The organism is Streptomyces dengpaensis (assembly GCF_002946835.1).
Classification (GTDB): Bacteria; Actinomycetota; Actinomycetes; order Streptomycetales; family Streptomycetaceae; genus Streptomyces; species Streptomyces dengpaensis.
Genome location: NZ_CP026652.1, coordinates 167,935 through 187,612 on the forward strand (window position 1 = coordinate 167,935; position 19,678 = coordinate 187,612).

Consider the following 19,678-nt stretch of genomic DNA (forward strand, 5'->3'; position numbering starts at 1 on the left):
ACGAAGCCGCCGCGAGGGTACGCACGCTCGGCTTCACACCCCTGGAGCCGTATCCGGGGCGGCTGGGTACCCCGTGGCGTATGCAGTGTCTGACCTGCGACACCGTGGTGGTCAAGGCCCTCCAGGGGGCGGGAGGTTGCCGCCGGTGCCGCCCCTTCGGCACCAACCACGGCCTTCCGTCCCTGGTATATGTCCTGCACCACCCGCACATGAACGCCGTGAAGATCGGTATCACCAACATCGGCACGACACGGCTCGCCGGGCCCGGCTGGCCGAGGCCCGCCACGACGACGGTGTGGAGGTGATCCGCCTCACCGCGGCCGGACAGGAGATCGACTTCGCCCCAGCCGCCGCACCGCTGCTGCGCCGTCTGCTCGAAGGCGGATGGTGGACCCTGGCCGATCTGGCGAATGCCGCCGGCCTCGCCGTGCCCGATGCAGTTGGCGTCGTGGGTGAGTTGGTGGACGCTCAGGCCGTCTGCGTCCGGGCCGGTCACCAGTGATTGCCGCGCTGGCGCTCGGCACGTACCGGCTGCGGGACGTGGCCACCGCGGCCCGGTACGCCGCCGCGTCAGGAGCCAGCTGGCTGGATACCGCGCCCAACTACCTGCGCGGCCGCGCCCAGACACTCCTCGCTCCCGTCCTCGACGAACACCCACACCTGCAGGTCGCGACGAAGACCGGATTCGTCGCCCCGCAGACCAGCAACGCCGCTTGGGCGGCGGGCATCCTGCCGCCCGGCACACGCCACAGCCTGCGCCCTCGGTACGTCCGGTGGCAGGTGGAACGCAATCGGCACGAACTCGGCCGAGATCGCATCGACACCGTCTTCCTCCACAACCCCGAACGCGTCGGTGAGGCCTCGCTCTACCAGGTCCTGAGGGATGCCTTCGCGGCCCTCGAGCAGGAAGCAGCCGCCGGGCACCTTGTCTCGTACGGCGTCGCGACCTGGACCGGCTTCCACGACCGGCTGTTCACCGTCGCCGACCTCGACCGCCTCGCCACCGAAGCGGCCGGGAGTCCGCAACATCATCTCAAGGCCATCCAGCTGCCGGTCAGCCTCGTGATGGACTCGGCGCTCGCCGCGGCGCTGGACGGGCACGGCCCGATCGCCAACGCTACCGCCCGGCGATGGGACGTACACGCCTCTGCGCCCCTGCACGGCGGAGAGCTGTCAGCCCTGGCCACCGCCGAACTCGCGGCCCTGCTCCACCCCTCGCTGAGCATCGCCCAGGCCTGCCTCCTGGCCGTCGCTTCCTGCCCCGGCGTCCCAAAAGTGCTGCTGTCCGCCTCCACTCCGGCACACTGGGACGCCGCTCGCGCAGCCCTCGACGAGCAGCCCCTGCCCGCCGAGACCGTGCGGAAGGCCCTCGATGTACTCGCCCCCCACCACCCCGACTGACGAACAGCGCGCCCTGACCGCCCAGTCGGCCGCCGCCGACGCCCTCGGCATCACGGTCACCGGTCCCCGCCAGTGGGGCTACCAGGGCCGTACCCTCGGCCAGCAGGCCCACCACCTTGCCCACGGGGCCTGCTGGCTGCGTCTCATCTCTGCCCCGGCCGGCCAGGCGAACGGAAAACTCTGGGACGGCACCGAAGAGGCCGCCGCCGCGTTCCCCACCGTGCGCAAACCCGCCCTCCATGCCCTCCACGACCTGCACCACGGCGGCCTTGTCTTCCGCGCCGAGCTGTCGGAGTTCATCGCCAGCCCGACCTGCTCGCCCGAGCCCGTCCTGCGCACCGAACTGAACCTGACCCCGGCATGGTGGACGAGCCTGCGCACCGACCTCGACACCATTGCCGCCACCCACACCACCCGTGTTGCCGTGCGGCAGGAATGGATCTCGCGGGCCGTCCCTCAGCACGCCCGAGTTCCCGCACCGGACATCACCAACTGGGCCACGGCACACGGCGACTTCCACTTCGCCAACATCACCCGCCAACCCGTCATCCTGGACTGGGAAGGCTTCGGCTCCGCCCCCCTCGGCTACGACGCCGCCATGCTCTACGCCTACTCCCTGCTCACCCCCGCCACGGCCGCCACGATCCGCCGGGAACTCCCCGTCCTGAACACCCCAGTCGGCAACACGGCCCTCCTCATCGTCGCCGCTGACCTCCTGCAGTCCTGCTCCCGCGGCAACCACCCCGAACTGGCCGCCCCCCTACGAGCCCTCGTCGCCTCCATCACCTGAGGAACCACCGCTCCTTCAGAGGACAGGACCTGATGCGTAGTCAATGAGGGTAAATCCGGGGCAGTACGCAACGGTTGCGAACCGGAGCTGAGGGAGTCGCGGCACACTGCACCGGTGGGCCCTCCGGTGGCAGGCACCCAGCGGGCCATCCGTACGGATGGACTTCTGAAGGCTCGTCCCAGACCGGTGCCCCCGCTGCCTACCGTCACCAACATGGAGGCCGAATATCTACGCCATGGCGTGCCTTTGGCGGACTACCAGCTGACCAAGGCCGACCACCGTCGGCAGCAAGAGGCTGTGCAATTCCATGAGTGGGTTCAACGCCAACTCCAAGGCTCCTCCCTGGTCAGAAGAACGTCGGGAGCGACTGCTCGAGCTTCTCGGGCCTCCGACTCCTCCGCGGGAACTGCACCGGTGGCGGCTGCGTTTGTACTGCGGACACGTCATCGAGGCGACCCGTAACCGGAAGAGCCCACGGCCCGATGGAGGGGTCTGCGGCAAGGAGCGCTGCCCAGTGTGCGGTCTGGACCCAGCCGTGATCGTCGCCTTCGAGCCCCTGGGACCCGTCGCCGAACCCCCTGCCGAAAACCGCTCTCAGAGGCCCAGCCGCTCCGCCCGGAAGCCGCCTGCAGATCGGCGCAGCAAGGCCGAACTGGTAGCTGAGAACAACGCGCTGCGTGCGGAACTGGAGGCCCTGCGAGATCAGGCATAGACCGACCATGGGTGGGCTCGGTCAAAGGCTGAGACGGTCTGGGCCAAGCGGCAGGCCGTTTGCCCAGAGTCGGGGCGATTCAGCCTCGCCCCGTGAGTCCAGGTCTGCGTGTGCCCGCCCCTTGTCCGCGGTGACGGGGACAGGGGTGCGGCAGGGTGATCGTCAATCCAGGCCAGGCCTCCGATGTCGAGCCGGCGGCGGGTACGGGTGACGGCGACGTAGGCGAGGCGAGCTTCGCCGTCGTCGATCGGGCCGGGCACCGCGCGGCCGGTGTCGTCCAGCTGGTCGCTGTCCTTGGGCGGGGTGAAGTCGTCGGCGATTTTCACCCGCGCCCATTCACGACCCTTGGCCTTGTGGACGGTGGAGACGGTCACCTCGGCCTGTTGCTCGGGGACGAGTTGAGCAACAGCGCTGAGGATGACGTCGATGCCGTGGGTGTCGACAAGGTCGACCAGCGGCTGCAGATCACGTCCGGCCGGGTCGTGGGTGGCGTAGTCCTGCAGTTCACCCCAGGAGGGGAACAGGACCAGTTCGGGATGGGTGGTGCGGCGGCCTTCCTTCAGGTCGCGGGCGGCCAGGGCGAGGGCGCGCAGGCTGTCTCCTCCCCCGACCAGGGCCACCCGGTACCTGGTGGCCAGCAGTTCCATGACCTGGGCCATGGCGCCGACGTTGGTTCGGCACAGCACGGCGTCGGGCCGGGTGACGGGCCCGCCTTCGTCGACCAGCTACTCCCACAGGGACGAGACCCCGGTGAAATCCCCGAGGTCTCCGCAGCAGGCACCACCGGATGGCTGGCGCCCCTCGCTTCCCGAATCCTCAGCATCCTCGACACCGGAACATGCACGTTGGCAGGCGCACTCCCGGCTCACGGCTATGTCTACCTGCCGCTTTCAGTACCGGACCGGCATGTGGTCTACCTGCGCATCGCGGCCCAGCCCACCATGACGCCGTGGCCGGTGAACACTCCCTCGGTCGTCCTGACCGCCGCGGGCACCGTGGCGCTGGAGATGTACCAGGAGCCCAGCGACCTGCAGGCCCATCGCCCGCAGTACGCGCGCAGCTTCGGTCCCGAGCAGGTGCTCGCCGTGCACCCCGGCACGCTGTGCGCGATGCAGAGCAGCGACGACGGCCTGCAGGTGCTCGCCACCGCTCGCACCACGCCCGATACAGATGAACGGCTGTCCGGCGACGAGTACGCGGCCGCCGCCCGGCGCGCTCGTTGGACGCTCGAAAGCCTTACCAGCGCCCCGGCGGGTGGCCTCTGATGAGGACCGCCAGCACATGGCTCGACGCCGTGCCGTCGCTGGACTCGACCGACCTGCGCGGCGTGCTGCGCATCAGCCGCGCCGTGCTGGACCAACTCGCGCAAGACCGGTACCTACTGACCCGGCTGGTCGGCGAAGTGCTCCACGACCCGCAGCGCCTGGCCGCCAGCCGTGTCACGCTGCTGCTCAACCGGCTGTCGCTCTACCAAGCTCCGGACCGCGGCTTCGAGGTCCGCCTGAACATGAACCCGCGGCCCGACAACCAGCGCGTTGCGCACGACCACCGCTACGCATTTGCCACCCAGATCCTCGCCGGCGGCTACGTGCACGTCGTGCGGCGCCGCACCAACGGCTGGGACGGCCCGTTCACCGGGACCGACCTCGAGCCGGGAATCGTGACCATCGAGCGGCCCGGCAGCGCGTACACGCTCGGCGAGGCGATGGTGCACCAGGCCGTGATGGAGCCGGACACCGTCACCCTGTTCGTACGCGGCCCGCGCCGCGCTGCGCACCGGGCTCACCGCGCTCGGCGCCACACAGCGGCTGGCGAACCCCTGGCTCTGGGACGCGATCACCACCGCGATCCTGCGCCAAGTCGTGCGCGCCGACCAAGCCCGCAAGCTCTACCGCGCCTGGTGCCGCGCCTTCGGCACCGACGTCGACGGCCCGTTCGGTGAACTCGCCGTCGCGCCCACGCACACCGAGGTCCTCACACTGGCCGACGAGGAGTTCGCCGGCGTCGGCGCGAAATTCCACCACACTGCGCTGCACGCCGCGGCCACGCACTACCAGCAGCACCACAGCACGTGGGAGCGCATGGATGCCGCCCACCTGGTCACCGCGTTGACGGGCATCCCCCGCATCGGGCCATGGACTGCCGCGGCGGCCGCTGCCGACTTCACCGGCGACTTCAGCATCTACCCCCACGATGACCTCTCCGTGCGGACCTGGGCCGCCCAGATCGCGCCCGCCCACCCGTGGCCCGACAAGAAAGACAAGGCGTTCGGCCCGCTGTGGACCGGATGGGCCGGAACCGACCGCACCGCCCTGCACACCCTGACCCTCTCCACCCTCACCTGGGGCTCACATGCCCGATGACCTGGAGGACCCATGCGGCAGTTACCGCTGATCACGGGCGCCGACGCCACCCACACGCTCGACGCTTTGTTCGTGAACGCGCCGCTGCGCGACTACGACCTGCGGCCGCGCACCAACGACTACACGCTCCCCGTGCTGGGCATGGCCTACATCGCCACCTACGCCCAGCAGGCCGGCTTCAACGTCGGCGTCCTGGACGCTGAAGCCCACGGCCTGGGCATCGAAGAGACCGCGAGGATCGTCAACACAGTCGCGCCCCGGTGGGCAGCGATGAACCTGCTCGCCCCCACCTACGAGATGTCCGCGCGGATTGCGGCCAAGCTCGATCCGAGCATCGCTCTGATGGTCGGCGGGCACCACGTCCCGTCACTCCTTCCACCTGTGATGGGCGGTGCCCGCGCTTGCTGGGATACCAGGACTCGAACCTGAACTAACGGAACCAGAAACCGTCGGGCTGCCAATTACCCCATATCCCATTTGCCCGAAGACCGCGGGAGCTCGGCCAGCCGGGCGTGCCCTACCACGTATCGCTGTACGGCCTGTCTAATGTATGCATGCTCTCCGTGATGGTCGGTGATGTGTGCCGGAGTGTCGACCAGAGGTTGACATCGATGATCACCAGATCGGGGCCCAGCACCAGATACGGGCTGGGTGTGGCGGCGAACAGCGCCCGGTAGTCAATCCTCGGTGCTGTCACGCGCTCTCCCTTGCCGTCACGTGGCCGCCACGGCCAACAGCGCCGCTGGTCCTCAAAGTCCCCGCCGCCGACGGCAGTCAGTGAGTGTGTGCCGCCCGCACGCTCGTCCGCCACCTCCAGCAGCAGCTCATCCTGCCGCGCCCCCGGCCAGCTCGCCAATCGCCGGATCCGATCGGGGAGATTCCTCCCTCCTGAGCAGCTCGCCCGATTGCGGTCGGGGCGACGTCGCCTTAGCTTCAGCGCGTCGGAATCATTCCGAAAAAGCCAACATCATCCCTTATGTTGGCTTTCCCGTGGCATCGAATGGAGCATTCATGTCGGTGATGACCGCTACCCCGCCCCTGCAGCAGTTCGGCCAGCAGATCGCCGGGCCGCAGCAGCAGATCGCGCAGGTCGTTCAGCAGACGATCCAGCAGGCCTGCCAGCAGGCGAGTCAGCAGATCGCGCAGCGCATGCAGCAGACGCTGCAGCAGATCCAGCAGGTCCAGCAGCAGCTGCAGCAGCAGGGTCTGGCCCACCAGGCGCACCCGTACCTGGCCGTCGCGCTGCACACGACGCTGCTTCAGGGTGTGCGCAGCGCCGTGGAGCAGTCCGTGCAGCAGGCGCTGCCGACTGCCATCTTGACGCTCGTGCAGCAGAGCCAGCAGGGCCAGCAGCCGTTCGGTCAGCCGTACCCGCAGCAGTACCAGCAGCCTGGCTTCGGCTTCGGCCAGATGGGTCAGCCCTTCGGTATCGGCTGACATAAGGCGGTGTGCTGTGCGGTGTGCCCGGGAGCGGTTCCCGGGCACACCGCACAGCCGTGGAAGCCGCGAGCCGCTCGTCATCCGGATCAGAAGCTCAAAAACCGAAGCAGGCATGGTGAAGGTGGACGTAATGGTCAAGGACAGGCCCGGAAACAAGCCCCGGAACAACCGCCAGAGCGAATCCGAGGCACGAGGGCCGGCGGGCCGGGCCCTGAGGACAAAGAAGCGGCGCCACGCAAGAAGGGCACGCCGTCACCGATCGCCGTGCAGCCGCGCCGGCAGCGTGACATCGTGACACCGCTGCCGCAGCAACTGCTCCCACCGGGAGTGCCCGAGCCGGGCATGGACGCGGTGTGCGACCGGCTGGAGAGCATGCCCGAGGTCACGGTGGTCCGCAGACTCACCCCGTCGGACAAGCTGCAGTCGGCTGGAGTGCAGCCCTCCTGCCCGGAGATCGTGGTCGTCGAGGCCGCCGAGGCCCAGGTACCGGGGATGCGGTCGCTGCATGTGCACATCGAGCCGGACCTGCCGCTGTCCGCAGCCGGACCCGCCGCCACGCCGGCCGCAGGGATGCTGCCGCTGCGGGACCCAGGGCTGGTCACGCCCCTGGAGAAGCCCGTGGAGGTCTCACTGCGCGTCTGCGGCCCGGACGGCGAACCGCTGGCCGGCGCCGGAGTGTTCCTGATCGGGGCGAGTTGGCCGGGCCGGAGGGTCACCCTCACCCTGGCGACGGAGACCACCCACTCCATCCAGTCCCTGTACGTCCGGCCCACGGGCGGCTACACCGACCGCTGGATCCACCGCCCCGACCTGTCGGCGACCCAGGACAACCTCGTCACCCTCACTCCGCTGGCCAAGGTCTACCCGGAACTGGAGGAACGCCAGCAATACGGCTGGGGCCAACAGGCGATGCGGCTGGACCAGCTGCCGCCCACCTTCCGCGCCTTCGGCATCAAGATCGGGGTTATCGGTACGGGCGTCAGCACCGACCACCCCGACCTGAAGGACTCTGTTGGCGGATTCGGTGACCGCTCTTGGTGATCTTGTTTGATCGAGCAGTCTGATGGAGGCTCGGTTCCATCGTGCGGGGAGGCAAGGAGGGACTGCGATGTCGCTGCGCCCCGTGCCTGCTCCGCCCGTTCCGGAGGCCACTGCGCGAGTAGCTCGCGCCGCGTTCCGTAAGGGCTGTCTGGCCATGCGGATCCGGGATGAACTCGGTCCGCTGTTCGAGGACGAGCAGTTCGCTCGGGCATTTCCGCGCCGGGGTGGTCCAGCCTGGTCGCCGGGCCAGTTAGCGATGGTCAGCGTGCTGCAGTTCGCGGAGGGCCTAACGGACCGGCAGCCCGCCACGGCGGCCGCCGACGTGATGGTCCCGCGCTCCAAGGCCTCGGCGGCACGCCCCAGGGAGCCGCTCCGCCCCAGGTCAGCGGCTTGCTTGAGGGCCCTCCAGTACGGGCCGGGAGCAGTGTTGCGCAGCCGGGCAAACGACACGACCTGGCGGTGGGCCTCACGCCGCCGGCCGTCCTGCAGGAGCCGCACCCAGCAGGAGCTGGAGGCGTCCAGCACCATGTCCCCGCCGTGCCCGGTCAGGTGCAGCGGCAGCCCTCGCACCGGGCGCAGATACGCGGTATCCATGGCGTACATCGCCGCCTCCATCACCGGCTCCGACGAGCCCGGCCACAGGGTCAGCTCGCCCCACCGGCCCGCCCGCACAGCCGGGAGCGCACCTCGGAGTTCCTGGTCTGCGGCTGGGCAGTCGCCCACGACCGCGAGCGCGACCGGCCCTTCGACAGCCGTACGCACCCGCGCGGCCGGGGCCCAGCGGACATCGCCGAGGCCGTCGATCGTCAATCCGCCCACGGCGGCCGTGCCGCCGCTCATCCACTCCCGTTCCATCTGTTCGCCTCCCCTGTGACGCGCCCGGGGGCCGACCGCCGTAGCGGCCGGCCCCCGGGGTGCTCGGTGGTGTCCTGGGCTTGTCAGCCCTCGAAGTAGTTGGACTTGTCCGAGTCGTTGAACGTCTGGCGGCCCAGGGTGAGGGTCGACACCAGGTGGGTGCTGACCTGCGGCGCGAAGCCACCGGTGCTCGGCGCCGCGGCGGACGTGTTCTCGGCGGCGGGCTGGGTGGTGACGATGGTCTGCTCGGCCATGACCGGCCTCCCTTGTCATCGGTGAATGTGGAGGTGGTGCTGCCTCTATGCCACCGCGAGACAAGTCCTGTTCCCAGAGACGGAGTTGGGCACTTGCTTGGAGTGGATCTGGGAGAAACCTGGGACGGTCCTGGGACGTCAGCCCTCCAGGAGCTCGAGGACGGCACGCTTGTAGGCGGCGTACACCGTGGGCAGTTCGGCGAGGTGGGCGCGCTCGTCGATGCCGTGCAGCCCCTCGTACGGCACGCCGAAGCCGGCGGTGGCCGGGATGCCCTCCCCGGCGAGCAGGTTGCCGATGTTCGACGGCCCCGCGGTCTTCGACCGGACCCTGAGCCCCGCCTCGGCGGCGGCATTCAGCAGGGCCGCGGCGGGCTGCTCGTTCTCGGCGAGGCGGAAGGGTGGCCACGTGGCGATCGGGGTGATCTCAGTGGGCGTCGGGGCGGGCAGTTCCGCGTCAAGCTCGGCGACGGCCTTGCGGACGAGCGTCTCGGCGTCGTAGCCGTCGAAGGTCGGGGTGGTGCGGATGTCGACATTGAGTTCGCACCGGTCGGGAGTGACCGAGAAGCCCTGGCCGCCGTGGAAGGACGTGACCGACAGCTTCGGCGACAGCGGGAACCCCGAGGCCCCGGCGGCGCTGGGAAGTTCGGCGGCGTCCAGGAGCTTGACGAGATAGGCGGCACGGGAGATCGCTCCCACCACATTCTTGCTGGAGCCGGAGTGCCCGGAGGGGGCATGCACGGCGATGGTGGCCCGCCACAGACCCCGGCCGCCGACCACGACCTCCTCCATGCCGGGGTAACCGATCATCACCCCGGCGGGGCGGGCCGCATGCGGGTCGGCGAGGTAGGCGCGGGCGCCACCGAAGCCGCCGGTGTGCTCGTCGACGTCCAGGAGCACGGCGAGCCCGCCGCGCAGCGTCTCGGCGCGGGGCGCGAGGTCGGCGGCGATGTGGCAGAACATCGCCGCGGCGAGCTTGGAGTCCGCAGCCCCTCGGCCGAGCAGCCAGCCATCCACCACGTCCCCGGAGGCGGGCGGGAAGGAGCAGGCGGTCTCGTCACCGTACGGGGCGGTGTCCACGCACGCGTCCAGCGTCCACCAGGAGCCCGGACGGCCGCCGGGGATCTCCACCAGCAGCCCCACCAGCTCACCGGTGCCGTCGTGCAGATGACGGTGCGGCAGGCCGCGCGCGGCGAGCCAGTCCTCCAGCACACCCAGGACGGGCCCGTAGTCGTCGATCCCGCCCCGGCTCGGCCGCCGGATCAGCTCCCGGGCCAGCTCCACCGCGGATGCCGTACGGCCCTCGGCCTGCTGAAGGTCCTCGCTCACGCTTCTCCCTCACCCCTCCGTAGTGCCGTACCGGCAGCGCACGGACGGCATCGATCGTCTCCACCGGCCGCGCGGACGCGCACGCCTCCCGACCATGGTGGACGAGCCCCACCGCCGCCTCGCGACTGAGTAACACGCCGCAGTCGAACCCCTCCGCCCCATGGAACGAGGGCAGCGGCACCACCGCGGCGGCCTCGGACGCCACGAAGAAGCGTTCCAGCGCCTCGGCCGGCTCCACCATCCCGATGCGCAGCGTCTTGACGCCGTTGCGGCGCGCGGCCGGATCGCGCAGCTCCATTGACTTGCTCCTCGCCCTGATGGGCGAGGATTCTGGCCTTCTCGACTTGTTGCTGTGCCGCTACGCGGCTCGGGGTTCGGTCGGGAGTCCGTGGCTTCCTGTTTCTTCGCGCTGTGCCGGGATTGCTCCTGGTCTTACCGGCGCTCCGCAGGCTGATACCGCCAGTCCGGCGGCCGTTTTCACGTTGAGTGCGGCGTTGTGGTCGCGGTCGTGGACGGTGCCGCAGGCGGTACAGGTCCATTCCCGGACGTCGAGGGGTTTGGGTCCGTCCTTGACGCCGCAGGTGGAGCAGGTCTGGGAGGTCGGCTCGAACCGGCCGATCTTGACCAGGGTGCGGCCGTACCGTTCTGCTTTGTATTCCAGCATGCTGATGAACGATGCCCATCCGGCGTCGTGCACGGACTTGGCCAGCTTCGTGCGGGCCAGTCCCGCCACCGACAGGTCCTCCACGCCGATCCCTTGGTTCTCGCAGATCAGCTTCGTGGAGAGCTGGTGGTGGAACTCGCGTCGCGCGTCGGTGACCTTGGCGTGGGCGCGGGCGACCTTGAGGCGGGCCTTGGCCCGGTTCTTGGATCCCTTCTGCTTGCGGGACAGCTCCCGCTGGGCCTTCTTCAGCTTCTTCTCCACGCGCCGGAGGAAGCGCGGGGAATCGGTCTTCGTGCCGTCGGACAGGACCGCGAAGTGGGTCAGGCCGAGATCGATGCCGATGGTGTGCTGGGTTTCGGGCATCCGTGTCGCGTCGGCGGTGGGGTCGGTGTCGATGACGAAGGAGGCGAAGTACCGTTTGGCCGCGTCCTTGATGACGGTGACGGAGGTGGGGGTGGAGGGCAGGGTGCGGGACCACTTCACCTTGACCGCGCCGATCTTCGGCAGGTTCAGAGGGCCGTTGTCGGTGATGTTCCAGCGGGCGTTGGCGGTGAAGCGGATCGACTGCCGGGCGTCCTTGCGGGACTTGAAGCGGGGCGGGCCGGTCCTGGGGCCTTTGCGGGTGCCCCTGAGAGAGGCGAAGAAGTTCTTGTAGGCGGCCTCGGCGTCCCGCAGGGACTGCTGGAGCACCACCGCGGAGACCTCGCCAAGCCAGGACCGCCCGGTGGTCCGCTTGGCCTCGGTGATCAGGCGCGTGGACAGCTCCCCGGCCTTCGGGAACGGCTGCCCGGCTTTACGGGCGTCTTCACGGGCACGCACCGCGTCGTTGAACACCACCCGGGCGCACCCGAACGCCCTGGCCAGCGCGGTGCGCTGACCGGCATTCGGGTAGAGCCTGAACGCGTACCTGAGCTGCATGACCGTCACCCTGCATACTTGGGTTATGGGTGAGATGCAGGAGATCAGAACTGGCCGGCACTGTGCTTTCGTGATGCATGTGCACTTGGTTTTCGTGACCAAGTTCCGGCACAAGGTGTTCACTGACGCTCATCTGACACGCATGGAGGAGATCATGCAGTCGGTCTGCGGCGACTTCGAGTGCGAGCTGGTGGAGTTCAACGGCGAGGACAACCACGTCCACCTGCTGGTGAACTTCCCGCCCAAGGTTGCCGTGACCAAGCTGGTCAACTCCCTCAAGGGTGTCTCCTCCCGCCGCCTGCGCCAGGAGTTCCCCGACCTGGTGCGCCACTACTGGCGGGCCAACAAGCTCTGGTCCGGGTCTTACTTCGCCGGAACCGTCGGCGGCGCCCCGCTCTCCGTGGTCCGGCAGTACATCGAACAGCAGAACCGGCCGGTGTGAGCACTGCCCGGCTCCGCCGGGAGCAGCACTCGCGACGCTCCGCGCCGCAGGCGAAGCACTGCGGTGTCCGGCGCTGCCGGACCTGAGTCTGCGACGCTCCGCGTCGCCACTGTCAGATTCGCTTCACCACCGGCCTGAAGGCCGATGCACTGCGAATGAATTCCGGTAGCCGCACCAAGTGGTCGGCGAGCGCCCAATGCCGGGGCGGCCCGTACAGCACCCGGTAGTGGACCAGATCGGGGCGCAGGGCCACGGCCGTCTCGATCGCCGCCAGATACGCCTTCTCCCGCGACCGGCTACCGGTAACCACCAGTTGCTCACGAGCTCCCGCGACGACATCAACCATCGCCTCGACCAAGTCCGTCCAGCGGGTGAGCACCTTGACGACCACAGCCGTCCGGAGCTCTCCAGCACGCTCGTGGCCGCGCCGTCCTGATGCGCGAACAGCACTTCGGGCCGCTCACGGTATAACTGGCAGAGCCCAGCCCGGTTCCGCTTGCCCGCACGGCGCCGCCCGGACTCCCACGCGCTCATCAGGCTCGCGTCCGCAGCCCCGCCGGTGATCACATTCAGCGCGTCGGCGGCCTCCTCCAGCGTCATGTTCCGCGCCACCCGGGCCCTCTTGAGCGCCGAGTCCGTACTGCTTGCCGCGGCCACGGACACCGCCCCCTCCATCCACCGACGTGTACCCGCAGTCTTCCCCGCCTGCTTGCGGTTCAGCAGGCCCCCCAACCAGCCCTTCTCTCGGGCCGTAACTGCCGTACGCGACGCCCACCGGCACCTGTCTGGGCGAGAAACGTGCCTTACATGCCTGCACAAACTTCGGGCCATGACCAGCAGTTGTACTTGACAGATGCAGATAAGGCCGGGCGGCCGCTGGGCCGGCGGCTGCGCGCCGTCCTCGGACGGCACGGCGTCCCGGTCGAGGTCGACGAGCGCTACGGACCGGTGCGAGCGTGTGGCCGGGTGGTCCTCAAGTCGACATCGCGCACGGGCGGCGGGACAATCGAAAGAGCTCTTGAGCCTGCGGGCCCGCCATCGTAGAGCTGCGGCCTGCAGGAAGATACGGGTTCCATAGACGACCCACCCTCGTGGTTCCTTCGGCGGGGCGTCCTTCTCGAGGAGCCGGCACGCACCATCCAGGCGCAGTGCCTGGTGCCTGTGTCAAGTCCCGAGATCAGGGGACATGACGCCCCCGCAGTGCCGGGATCTACTTTTCGAAGACCGTCGGGTGAGCGGGGTCCATCCGACTCCTTTCACCCTTCCTGACTTCGAAGGATGAATTCTCATGAGTCACGCCTATCAAAAAATGAACGGACGTATGCGCCTGGCTGTGCTGGCACCGCTGGCGGTGTCTTCGCTGGCGCTTGGGTCGGTGACGTTCTTGGCGGCACCGGCACAGTCGGCACCAAATCCCAGCTGCGGTTTGTCAAAGACCGAGGATCCGAGCAGGTTCACGGTCAGCGGCAAGAATTTCAAGCCGAACGAGGATGTGCTCTTCAAGGCCGGCGCCGCACCAGCAGGCACAACAACGACGGACGCTAAGGGGAGTTTCACGGCCCAGATCAATGGGCCCGAGGGCACAGTCAAGGCAGTGCAGATCGACGGTGGTCCCACGGTCACGTGCGGCACGGTCGCGGAGACCGAGGAGCAGAACGAGACAGACGCGTACCTGGAGGGCCGCAAGAAAGGTTACGCGGAGGGCAAGAAGTGCGAGGACGCACAGGAGCCGCCGCAGGACTTTGGTCCAAGAGATCCCGGGTGGCGGGAAGGCTTCGATGACGGAAAGGCGGAGGCAGAAAAGAAGTTCTGCAAGAAGCGATAACAACCGGGTTCTCGAGGCAAGGGAGCCCCGGCTGCAAGCCGGGGCTCCCTTGTTCAGCGCTGCGGCAGACAAGGCATGGGGCCGGTCGGTCACCGGGATCTCTGGGGAGCCGGGTACCGTCCCGTGCCATGACTACATCACGCCCCGTTCCGGTGCTGCCCTCGGAGGGGCGCCGGATTGCCATGGTTGGGAAGGGCGGTGCGGGCATCGCGGGCATCGCGGGCCGAGGCTCCGAGGGCGGCTCGATCGTCGAGTTCGCCGTCGGCACCATCGACCTCATCCGCTGAGTCCTCGATCGCAACAGGTCGCTGTCGCTCCGCAACCACAAGGACGACAACTCCGAGGACGAGGTCCTGAAGTCGGTGCCGGACTCCAGCGTCAAAATGGTCGAGGTCTTCGTGGAGCAGCACCTTCGGGAGTGCCGGGCCAACTCCGACTACGTCACCAACTGCCGCAAGGGGCCGGCGGAGAACACCGCCGACATCGAACGCGACGTGCGCATCATGGTCCCGGGCGGCAAGTTCGGCACGTACATCGGGGAGAAGCTCCTCCCCGTCATGAAGGACAGGACGAGGAGCGCGCGGACTCAGTTTTCCGAGGTCAGCAGCAAGTTCGCCGTACTGGCCGCGTTGGTCCTCGTGGCCCTGCTCGGCATAGTGGTCTGCATAGCCTGGCTGATTGCGCGACGGACCCCGTCCGCCGACCTGCCGCAGGTTCTGCTCGGGCTCAGTCACGTCATCTCCGCGCTCTGCGGCCTGCTGCCCTGGGGCAAGCCCTCGGCGCCACCGGCCCTCCAGCCGCCCCCGGCTGTGGAGCAGGAACCCGCGGCAGTGCCGACCGTGGTGGTCGTGCGGAGCGAGACCGCGCTGCGGTCTGCCGGGTCAGGGCGCGAGGGATGAGTCGGCGACCCCGAGCCGGCGCGCAACACCGGCCCCGCGTGGAGCGCACCGACTCGCTTAGTTTCGTCCTCCGCCGACTCGACCAGGAAAGGGCGAGCGCGCTCCTCGCCTATGCGCTGTATGGCGCGAACCGCGCCGACCTGGCTCGGGGGCTGGGGATCGACAAGTGGGTCGCCCAGTTCACGTCCCAGACCGCGCTGTGGCAAGCACGCCTGTCGAAGAACCACACCAACGCCTGGGAATTCTGGGCCGGGGACGATGGGAACTCTCTTGTCGTCGACGAGGAACTGCGGGCCCTGATCCGCGAATGGAACATCGAGGAGCGGTTCGCGCCCCACTGCCGACAGTGCCGTGTGGTCTTCGAGCGCCCCAAGAGCGCTCGGCGACCGCGCGAGTACTGCTCCAACGCGTGCCGTCAGAAGGCATATCGCGCCCGCCTGAAGACGGCGCGCTCAGGAGACGGCGACCGCGTGTGAGCGCCCCGAGAGGGCAGGTGGAGGTCAACGTGATGCAGGCAGGCTCTCGCGAGCGTTCGGTACAAGCGAGTCCCGCCCTGCCGCCAGCTCTGGCACGTACTTGTACAGCGTGGTGCGGGAGACGCCCAGCAGCTTGGCGATCGAGGTGATCGTGTTCTCCGGGTCGGTCAGCAAACCGCGGGCGCGACGGATCTCTCGGCGACGCCTGAATTCTGACCCTCTGACGGCGGATCAAAAGTGACCCTCTCGGTGGTCTTCGCCTGAACCTGATCTTGATCGGAAGGTCAGGAGGGAAGGGTGATCCGCGTGGAGGACTGGGCAGAGATCCGCAGGCTGCACCGGGCCGAGCAGATGCCGATCCGGGCGATCGCCCGGCATCTGGGCATCTCGAAGAACACGGTGAAGCGTGCACTGGCGAGTGACCGGCCGCCGAAGTACGAGCGGCCGGCCAAGGGCTCGGTGGTCGACGCGGTCGAGGTGCAGATCCGTGAGCTGCTCAGGGAGACCCCGACGATGCCTGCCACGGTGATCGCCGAGCGGATCGGATGGGAGCGCGGGATGACGGTCCTCAAGGAGCGGGTGCGGGAACTGCGGCCCGCCTACGTTCCCGTCGATCCGGTCTCCCGCACGACCTATCAGCCGGGCGAGCTGGCCCAGTGCGACCTGTGGTTTCCCGACGCGGACATCCCGCTCGGCTACGGGCAGACGGGGCGTCCGCCGGTGCTGGTGATGGTGTCCGGCTACTCGCGGGTGATCGCCGCGCGGATGCTGCCCTCCCGCACGACCGGCGACCTGATCGACGGGCACTGGCGGCTGCTGAACGGGTGGGGCGCCGTGCCCAAAACGCTGGTCTGGGACAACGAGGCCGGGGTCGGCCGCGGCAGGCTCACCGCAGAGTTCGCCGCGTTCGCCGGCCTGCTCGCCACCAAGATCTACCTCTGCAGGCCCCGTGACCCCGAGGCGAAAGGGCTGGTCGAACGCGCGAACGGTTATCTCGAGACCTCGTTCCTGCCCGGCCGCACGTTCAGCGGCCCCGGCGACTTCAACACCCAGCTGACCACCTGGCTGGCGGTTGCCAACCGGCGCCTGCACCGCACCCTTAAGGCCCGTCCCGCCGACCGCTGGGAGACCGACCGGGCCGGGATGCTCACCCTGCCGCCCGTCGACCCGCCCGCCTGGTGGCGGATGCAGACCCGCATCGGGCGTGACCACTACGTCCGCGTCGATACCAACGACTACTCCGTGCACCCCGAGGCGATCGGACGCACCGTCACCGTGCTCACCGACAACGACGAGGTCATCGCGCTGGCGCCCGGCGGCGTGATCGTCGCCCGCCACCCCCGCTGCTGGGCCCGCCACCAGACCCTCACCGATCCCGATCACGCCGCTGCGGGCCAGACGATGCGCGGGCAGGCCCGCCATCAGCAGGCCGCCCAGGCCGAGGCCGGCCCGCTCGTCGAGGTCGAGCAACGCGAACTCGGCGCCTATGACCGGCTGTTCACCGTCATCGAAGGCGGCGGCGACAGGGAGGCCGGCTGATGCCTCGCACCACCAGTGCCCCGGCCCAAAGCACCGGAGCGGGCCGCAGGACCGGCTCCCAGACCATCGCCGACCTCGCTTTCCTCGCCCGCGCGATGAAGGCCCCGGCCCTGCTGGACGCCGCCGACCGGCTCGCCGAACGCGCCCGCAAGGAGTCCTGGACCCACGCCGAATACCTCGTCGCCTGCCTCCAACGCGAAGTGTCCGCCCGCGAATCACACGGCGGCGAGGCGAGAGTACGTGCCGCCCGCTTCCCCGCGATCAAGACGATCGAGGAGCTCGACGTCACCCATCTGCGCGGCATGACGCGACAACAGCTCGCGCATCTGGGCACGTTGGACTTCATCGCCGGCAAGGAGAACGCCGTCTTTCTGGGCCCGCCGGGCACGGGCAAGACACACCTGGCGATCGGCCTCGCGGTCCGCGCCTGCCAGGCCGGACACCGCGTCGCCTTCGCCACCGCCGCCGAGTGGGTCGACCGCCTGGCCGCTGCCCACCACTCCGGACGGCTCCAGGCCGAGCTCACCAAGCTGAGCCGCTACCCGCTGATCGTGGTGGACGAGGTCGGCTACATCCCCTTCGAAGCCGAGGCCGCGAACCTGTTCTTCCAGCTCATCTCGAACCGATACGAACGCGCGTCCGTGATCGTCACCAGCAACAAACCCTTCGGACGCTGGGGAGAGGTCTTCGGCGACGAGACCGTCGCCGCCGCCATGATCGACCGCCTCGTCCACCACGCCGAGGTCCACTCCCTCAAAGGCGACTCATTCCGCATGCGAGGACGCGAACTCGGACGCGTCCCCGCCACTACCGACAACGACTGAAACGACCGAACCGAAGACACCCGGGTCAGATTTCACCTGTCCAGACTGGGTCCGAGTTCAGCCGCCGCCGACAGGATCTGTTCCTCCGTCATGGCGGGCGGCCGGCCGATCCGTTCGCCCCGAGCCCGCGCGGCCGCCAGGCCCTCGTGGGTGCCCTGCACGATCAGCTCGCGGATGAACTCCGCGAGCGCGGCGAACACGTGGAAGACCAGGCGGCCGCCGGGCGTGGTGGTGTCGAGGGACTCGTGCAGCGACTGGAAGCCGATCCCGCGCTTGCGGAGCCCCGCCACGATGGAGATCAGGTCTTGGATCGAGCGCCCGAGGCGGTCGAGGGAGGGCACCACGAGGGTGTCGCCGGGGCGGAGGTAGTCGAGGCACTTCCACAGCTCCTCGCGTTCCGCGTTCTTGCCGGACTTCTTGTCGGTGAACACCCGCACGCAGCTGGCCGCTTCGAGGGCCGCGATCTGTCGGTCGAGCAGCTGCCCCTGCGTGGACACCCGCCCGTACCCGACCCGGGCTCCGGACGCGTTCGCGGGGAAGGTCTCCATCGGGCTGTCGGCGTCAGCCCATTCTGCGGTCGTCGTCATGCACGGCACCGTACAGAAAAGGGTTCCAAGAGGTTCTTGAACACGCCGAGTTGATGAACACCCTTCTTGAACGCCGGGAGCCGACTCTCCGGCCGGAGTTGCCCCCGCAAGGGATGTTGTCCAACAACCGATCGGTTGTTGGGTATGAGGTCGGCGAGCCGCGTAGGGCGAATCGCGCCGTTCAACAAGGGCGGGCCTCAGGGGCCTCCGTCAGGCGGCAGACTAACCGCACTCGGCGACAGCCATCGTGATGGACCACGGCAGGGAAGGCGCATGGGAGATCGCAACGAGGAACGGATCGACTTACACCCCGTAGATCGCCTGGAACGGAGCCGCCGCGTCCGACGCTTGAGGTTCAGATCTGCTGTCGCGTTCGCGATCGGCCTTGCGCTTGCCGTCGGCAGCTATTTCATGGTCGGCTCGGCCGCGTCAGAGCCTCCCGGAGATGATCTAGCGGACGGCGACATCGTTGGTCTGATCACCGCGCTAGCCGGTTTGATCAGTGCCCTTGGAGGTGCCCTCGGCGGCTACGCTGCACTGATCATGGCGAGGCGCACCACCCAGCAGGAGCGAACTCGACGTGACCTTCCGCCCGATACCGGAAACGGCGGCTGACAAGAACACGTCGGCCGGTTTCGGTGCGATAGCGGTGCCTACAGGACGCCGATCAGGGCGTTGTCCTCCCACTGGTCGACGACTTCGAGGTATCCGGCGAGCACCTTGGAGTGCGGGGCCAATCCGCCCTGTTTGGCGATGACGATCTGGTCGTGGCCCTTGAGCCGGGAGGAGGTGGCCAGCCCGCGGCGGGGGGAGTGTCCGGTGAACCGGATCTCGATTCCGGCGCGTTCGCCGGCGCGGGTGATGACGTCGCCGATGGACTCGGGCTGCAGTCCGCCCTCCATGAGGGTGTGCCAGCGGGAGTGCAGGCGGCGCCACGCGTAGTCGTCCGGGTCGGTGAGCTCGGCGGCTTCCTTCCATGCGGTCCATGCGCGGACCGGGCAGATGGAGGGCCGGGAGCCGTACGGCACGGGCACGATCCGGGGGCGGATCTTGGAGACGCGCATGTCGGCGACGAGTCCGCCGGTGGCGCCGCAGAACTTGCTCCAGCTCGCCCAGTCCTGGGCGTAGCCCTTGCGGGTCCGCTCCGGGCGGCCGTCCGCGACCGCGCGCACGGCCTGTCCGTCGATGTGCTCCAGCGCGGCCCGGGTCGCGGTGTCGTACTCCTCGGGCCGGACCGGTGCCGCCGGGGTGACGACCGGTACGACTGTTACCCGACTGTCTGTCATGACCCGTCCTGTATGCCGGAGATGAGCCCTGTTCTG

At 68.8% G+C, this 19,678-nt stretch carries 26 protein-coding genes, 1 tRNA gene and 2 pseudogenes; 19 read left to right on the plus strand and 10 right to left on the minus strand.

Going from position 1 to position 19,678, the window contains the following annotated elements:
- Positions 1–80: 80 nt before the first annotated feature.
- The 4 genes from C4B68_RS00800 to C4B68_RS00815 are packed head-to-tail and all read left to right on the plus strand — an operon-like array spanning position 81 to position 2,191.
- Positions 81–305, plus strand: coding sequence for a hypothetical protein (locus C4B68_RS00800; RefSeq protein ID WP_099506563.1), 225 nt, complete (start codon positions 81–83; stop codon positions 303–305).
- On the plus strand, positions 302–502 hold the full coding sequence (locus C4B68_RS00805) for a hypothetical protein (protein ID WP_143674557.1): 201 nt from the start codon (positions 302–304) through the stop codon (positions 500–502). Before C4B68_RS00800 ends, C4B68_RS00805 begins: the two co-directional genes overlap by 4 nt.
- The gene (locus tag C4B68_RS00810; RefSeq protein ID WP_099506565.1) at positions 499–1,401 is read left to right on the plus strand and encodes an aldo/keto reductase; all 903 of its coding nucleotides are present in this window, start codon (positions 499–501) and stop codon (positions 1,399–1,401) included. Before C4B68_RS00805 ends, C4B68_RS00810 begins: the two co-directional genes overlap by 4 nt.
- Positions 1,373–2,191, plus strand: a complete 819-nt coding sequence (locus tag C4B68_RS00815; RefSeq protein WP_099506566.1) for a phosphotransferase — start codon at positions 1,373–1,375, stop codon at positions 2,189–2,191. Before C4B68_RS00810 ends, C4B68_RS00815 begins: the two co-directional genes overlap by 29 nt.
- 837 nt (positions 2,192–3,028) lie before the next feature.
- On the opposite strand, the pseudogene C4B68_RS00825 reads toward C4B68_RS00815, so the two are convergent.
- Positions 3,029–3,619: pseudogene (locus tag C4B68_RS00825) on the minus strand (3'-5' exonuclease); the annotation flags it as partial.
- A gap of 129 nt (positions 3,620–3,748) precedes the next feature.
- On the opposite strand from C4B68_RS00825, the gene C4B68_RS00830 reads away from it, so the two are divergent.
- The 4 genes from C4B68_RS00830 to C4B68_RS00840 are packed head-to-tail and all read left to right on the plus strand — an operon-like array spanning position 3,749 to position 5,695.
- Positions 3,749–4,168 (plus strand): hypothetical protein, encoded by a 420-nt coding sequence (locus tag C4B68_RS00830; RefSeq protein ID WP_143674559.1) that lies wholly within the window; start codon positions 3,749–3,751, stop codon positions 4,166–4,168.
- Positions 4,168–4,845, plus strand: coding sequence for a hypothetical protein (locus tag C4B68_RS42735; protein ID WP_240634104.1), 678 nt, complete (start codon positions 4,168–4,170; stop codon positions 4,843–4,845). Before C4B68_RS00830 ends, C4B68_RS42735 begins: the two co-directional genes overlap by 1 nt.
- Positions 4,766–5,266, plus strand: a complete 501-nt coding sequence (locus C4B68_RS00835) for a DNA glycosylase family protein (RefSeq protein ID WP_240634105.1) — start codon at positions 4,766–4,768, stop codon at positions 5,264–5,266. Before C4B68_RS42735 ends, C4B68_RS00835 begins: the two co-directional genes overlap by 80 nt.
- Before the next feature lie 12 nt (positions 5,267–5,278).
- Positions 5,279–5,695 carry a cobalamin B12-binding domain-containing protein gene (locus C4B68_RS00840; protein ID WP_240634106.1) on the plus strand — a complete coding sequence of 139 codons (417 nt, stop codon included), beginning with the start codon at positions 5,279–5,281 and terminating at the stop codon, positions 5,693–5,695.
- On the opposite strand, the gene C4B68_RS00845 is transcribed toward C4B68_RS00840, so the two are convergent.
- Together C4B68_RS00845 and C4B68_RS41165 are read right to left on the minus strand one after the other, a co-directional pair.
- A tRNA-Gln gene (locus C4B68_RS00845) sits at positions 5,671–5,742 on the minus strand. The genes C4B68_RS00840 and C4B68_RS00845 overlap by 25 nt on opposite strands.
- Before the next feature lie 41 nt (positions 5,743–5,783).
- Positions 5,784–5,963 carry a hypothetical protein gene (locus C4B68_RS41165; RefSeq protein WP_143674561.1) on the minus strand — a complete coding sequence of 60 codons (180 nt, stop codon included), beginning with the start codon at positions 5,961–5,963 and terminating at the stop codon, positions 5,784–5,786.
- Between the two features lie 314 nt (positions 5,964–6,277).
- Between C4B68_RS41165 and C4B68_RS00855 the strand changes: the two genes are divergently transcribed.
- The 3 genes and pseudogenes from C4B68_RS00855 to C4B68_RS42740 form a co-directional block, all read left to right on the plus strand.
- Positions 6,278–6,703 carry a hypothetical protein gene (locus C4B68_RS00855; protein WP_099506571.1) on the plus strand — a complete coding sequence of 142 codons (426 nt, stop codon included), beginning with the start codon at positions 6,278–6,280 and terminating at the stop codon, positions 6,701–6,703.
- Positions 6,704–6,997: 294 nt separating this feature from the next.
- Entirely contained in the window at positions 6,998–7,747 is a 750-nt protein-coding gene (locus C4B68_RS00860; RefSeq protein WP_143674563.1) for a hypothetical protein, read from the plus strand.
- A gap of 67 nt (positions 7,748–7,814) precedes the next feature.
- Positions 7,815–8,060 (plus strand): annotated as a pseudogene (locus C4B68_RS42740) (IS5/IS1182 family transposase); the annotation flags it as partial.
- 625 nt (positions 8,061–8,685) lie between these two features.
- On the opposite strand, the gene C4B68_RS41570 reads toward C4B68_RS42740, so the two are convergent.
- From C4B68_RS41570 to C4B68_RS00880, 3 genes are all read right to left on the minus strand, one after another.
- The gene (locus C4B68_RS41570; RefSeq protein WP_167458963.1) at positions 8,686–8,856 is read right to left on the minus strand and encodes a hypothetical protein; all 171 of its coding nucleotides are present in this window, start codon (positions 8,854–8,856) and stop codon (positions 8,686–8,688) included.
- Positions 8,857–8,994: 138 nt separating this feature from the next.
- Positions 8,995–10,182 carry a M20 family metallopeptidase gene (locus C4B68_RS00870; protein ID WP_099506573.1) on the minus strand — a complete coding sequence of 396 codons (1,188 nt, stop codon included), beginning with the start codon at positions 10,180–10,182 and terminating at the stop codon, positions 8,995–8,997.
- A gap of 358 nt (positions 10,183–10,540) precedes the next feature.
- Positions 10,541–11,764 (minus strand): RNA-guided endonuclease InsQ/TnpB family protein, encoded by a 1,224-nt coding sequence (locus C4B68_RS00880; protein WP_104879932.1) that lies wholly within the window; start codon positions 11,762–11,764, stop codon positions 10,541–10,543.
- A gap of 25 nt (positions 11,765–11,789) precedes the next feature.
- Between C4B68_RS00880 and tnpA the strand changes: the two genes are divergently transcribed.
- The gene (gene tnpA, locus C4B68_RS00885; protein WP_099506246.1) at positions 11,790–12,206 is read left to right on the plus strand and encodes an IS200/IS605 family transposase; all 417 of its coding nucleotides are present in this window, start codon (positions 11,790–11,792) and stop codon (positions 12,204–12,206) included.
- 112 nt (positions 12,207–12,318) lie between these two features.
- Here tnpA and C4B68_RS42745 read toward each other — a convergent pair whose 3' ends face one another.
- Positions 12,319–12,597 (minus strand): hypothetical protein, encoded by a 279-nt coding sequence (locus tag C4B68_RS42745; RefSeq protein ID WP_240634108.1) that lies wholly within the window; start codon positions 12,595–12,597, stop codon positions 12,319–12,321.
- An 897-nt stretch (positions 12,598–13,494) separates the two neighbouring features.
- On the opposite strand from C4B68_RS42745, the gene C4B68_RS00895 reads away from it, so the two are divergent.
- From C4B68_RS00895 to C4B68_RS00905, 4 genes are all read left to right on the plus strand, one after another.
- Complete coding sequence (locus tag C4B68_RS00895; protein WP_143674600.1) at positions 13,495–14,031, plus strand: hypothetical protein; 537 nt, start codon at positions 13,495–13,497, stop codon at positions 14,029–14,031.
- A 128-nt stretch (positions 14,032–14,159) separates the two neighbouring features.
- Complete coding sequence (locus C4B68_RS41575) at positions 14,160–14,318, plus strand: hypothetical protein (protein WP_167458964.1); 159 nt, start codon at positions 14,160–14,162, stop codon at positions 14,316–14,318.
- A gap of 75 nt (positions 14,319–14,393) precedes the next feature.
- On the plus strand, positions 14,394–14,930 hold the full coding sequence (locus C4B68_RS00900; protein ID WP_104879933.1) for a hypothetical protein: 537 nt from the start codon (positions 14,394–14,396) through the stop codon (positions 14,928–14,930).
- Positions 14,931–14,968: 38 nt separating this feature from the next.
- Positions 14,969–15,406 (plus strand): hypothetical protein, encoded by a 438-nt coding sequence (locus C4B68_RS00905; protein ID WP_099506761.1) that lies wholly within the window; start codon positions 14,969–14,971, stop codon positions 15,404–15,406.
- Between the two features lie 24 nt (positions 15,407–15,430).
- On the opposite strand, the gene C4B68_RS00910 is transcribed toward C4B68_RS00905, so the two are convergent.
- Positions 15,431–15,598 carry a helix-turn-helix domain-containing protein gene (locus tag C4B68_RS00910; RefSeq protein WP_099506760.1) on the minus strand — a complete coding sequence of 56 codons (168 nt, stop codon included), beginning with the start codon at positions 15,596–15,598 and terminating at the stop codon, positions 15,431–15,433.
- 105 nt (positions 15,599–15,703) lie between these two features.
- On the opposite strand from C4B68_RS00910, the gene istA reads away from it, so the two are divergent.
- Positions 15,704–16,945, plus strand: a complete 1,242-nt coding sequence (gene istA / locus C4B68_RS00915) for an IS21 family transposase (RefSeq protein WP_099506759.1) — start codon at positions 15,704–15,706, stop codon at positions 16,943–16,945.
- Positions 16,945–17,769: an IS21-like element helper ATPase IstB gene (gene istB / locus C4B68_RS00920; protein WP_099506758.1), complete on the plus strand. Its 825-nt coding sequence runs from the start codon at positions 16,945–16,947 to the stop codon at positions 17,767–17,769. Before istA ends, istB begins: the two co-directional genes overlap by 1 nt.
- 32 nt (positions 17,770–17,801) lie before the next feature.
- Here istB and C4B68_RS00925 read toward each other — a convergent pair whose 3' ends face one another.
- Positions 17,802–18,356, minus strand: a complete 555-nt coding sequence (locus tag C4B68_RS00925) for a recombinase family protein (RefSeq protein ID WP_104879934.1) — start codon at positions 18,354–18,356, stop codon at positions 17,802–17,804.
- A gap of 273 nt (positions 18,357–18,629) precedes the next feature.
- Between C4B68_RS00925 and C4B68_RS41170 the strand changes: the two genes are divergently transcribed.
- Positions 18,630–18,971 (plus strand): MFS transporter, encoded by a 342-nt coding sequence (locus tag C4B68_RS41170; RefSeq protein WP_143674622.1) that lies wholly within the window; start codon positions 18,630–18,632, stop codon positions 18,969–18,971.
- A 38-nt stretch (positions 18,972–19,009) separates the two neighbouring features.
- Here the strand turns inward: C4B68_RS41170 and C4B68_RS00930 are convergent, their stop codons facing one another.
- Positions 19,010–19,642: a site-specific integrase gene (locus tag C4B68_RS00930; protein ID WP_099506820.1), complete on the minus strand. Its 633-nt coding sequence runs from the start codon at positions 19,640–19,642 to the stop codon at positions 19,010–19,012.
- Between the last annotated feature and the right edge of the window lie 36 nt (positions 19,643–19,678).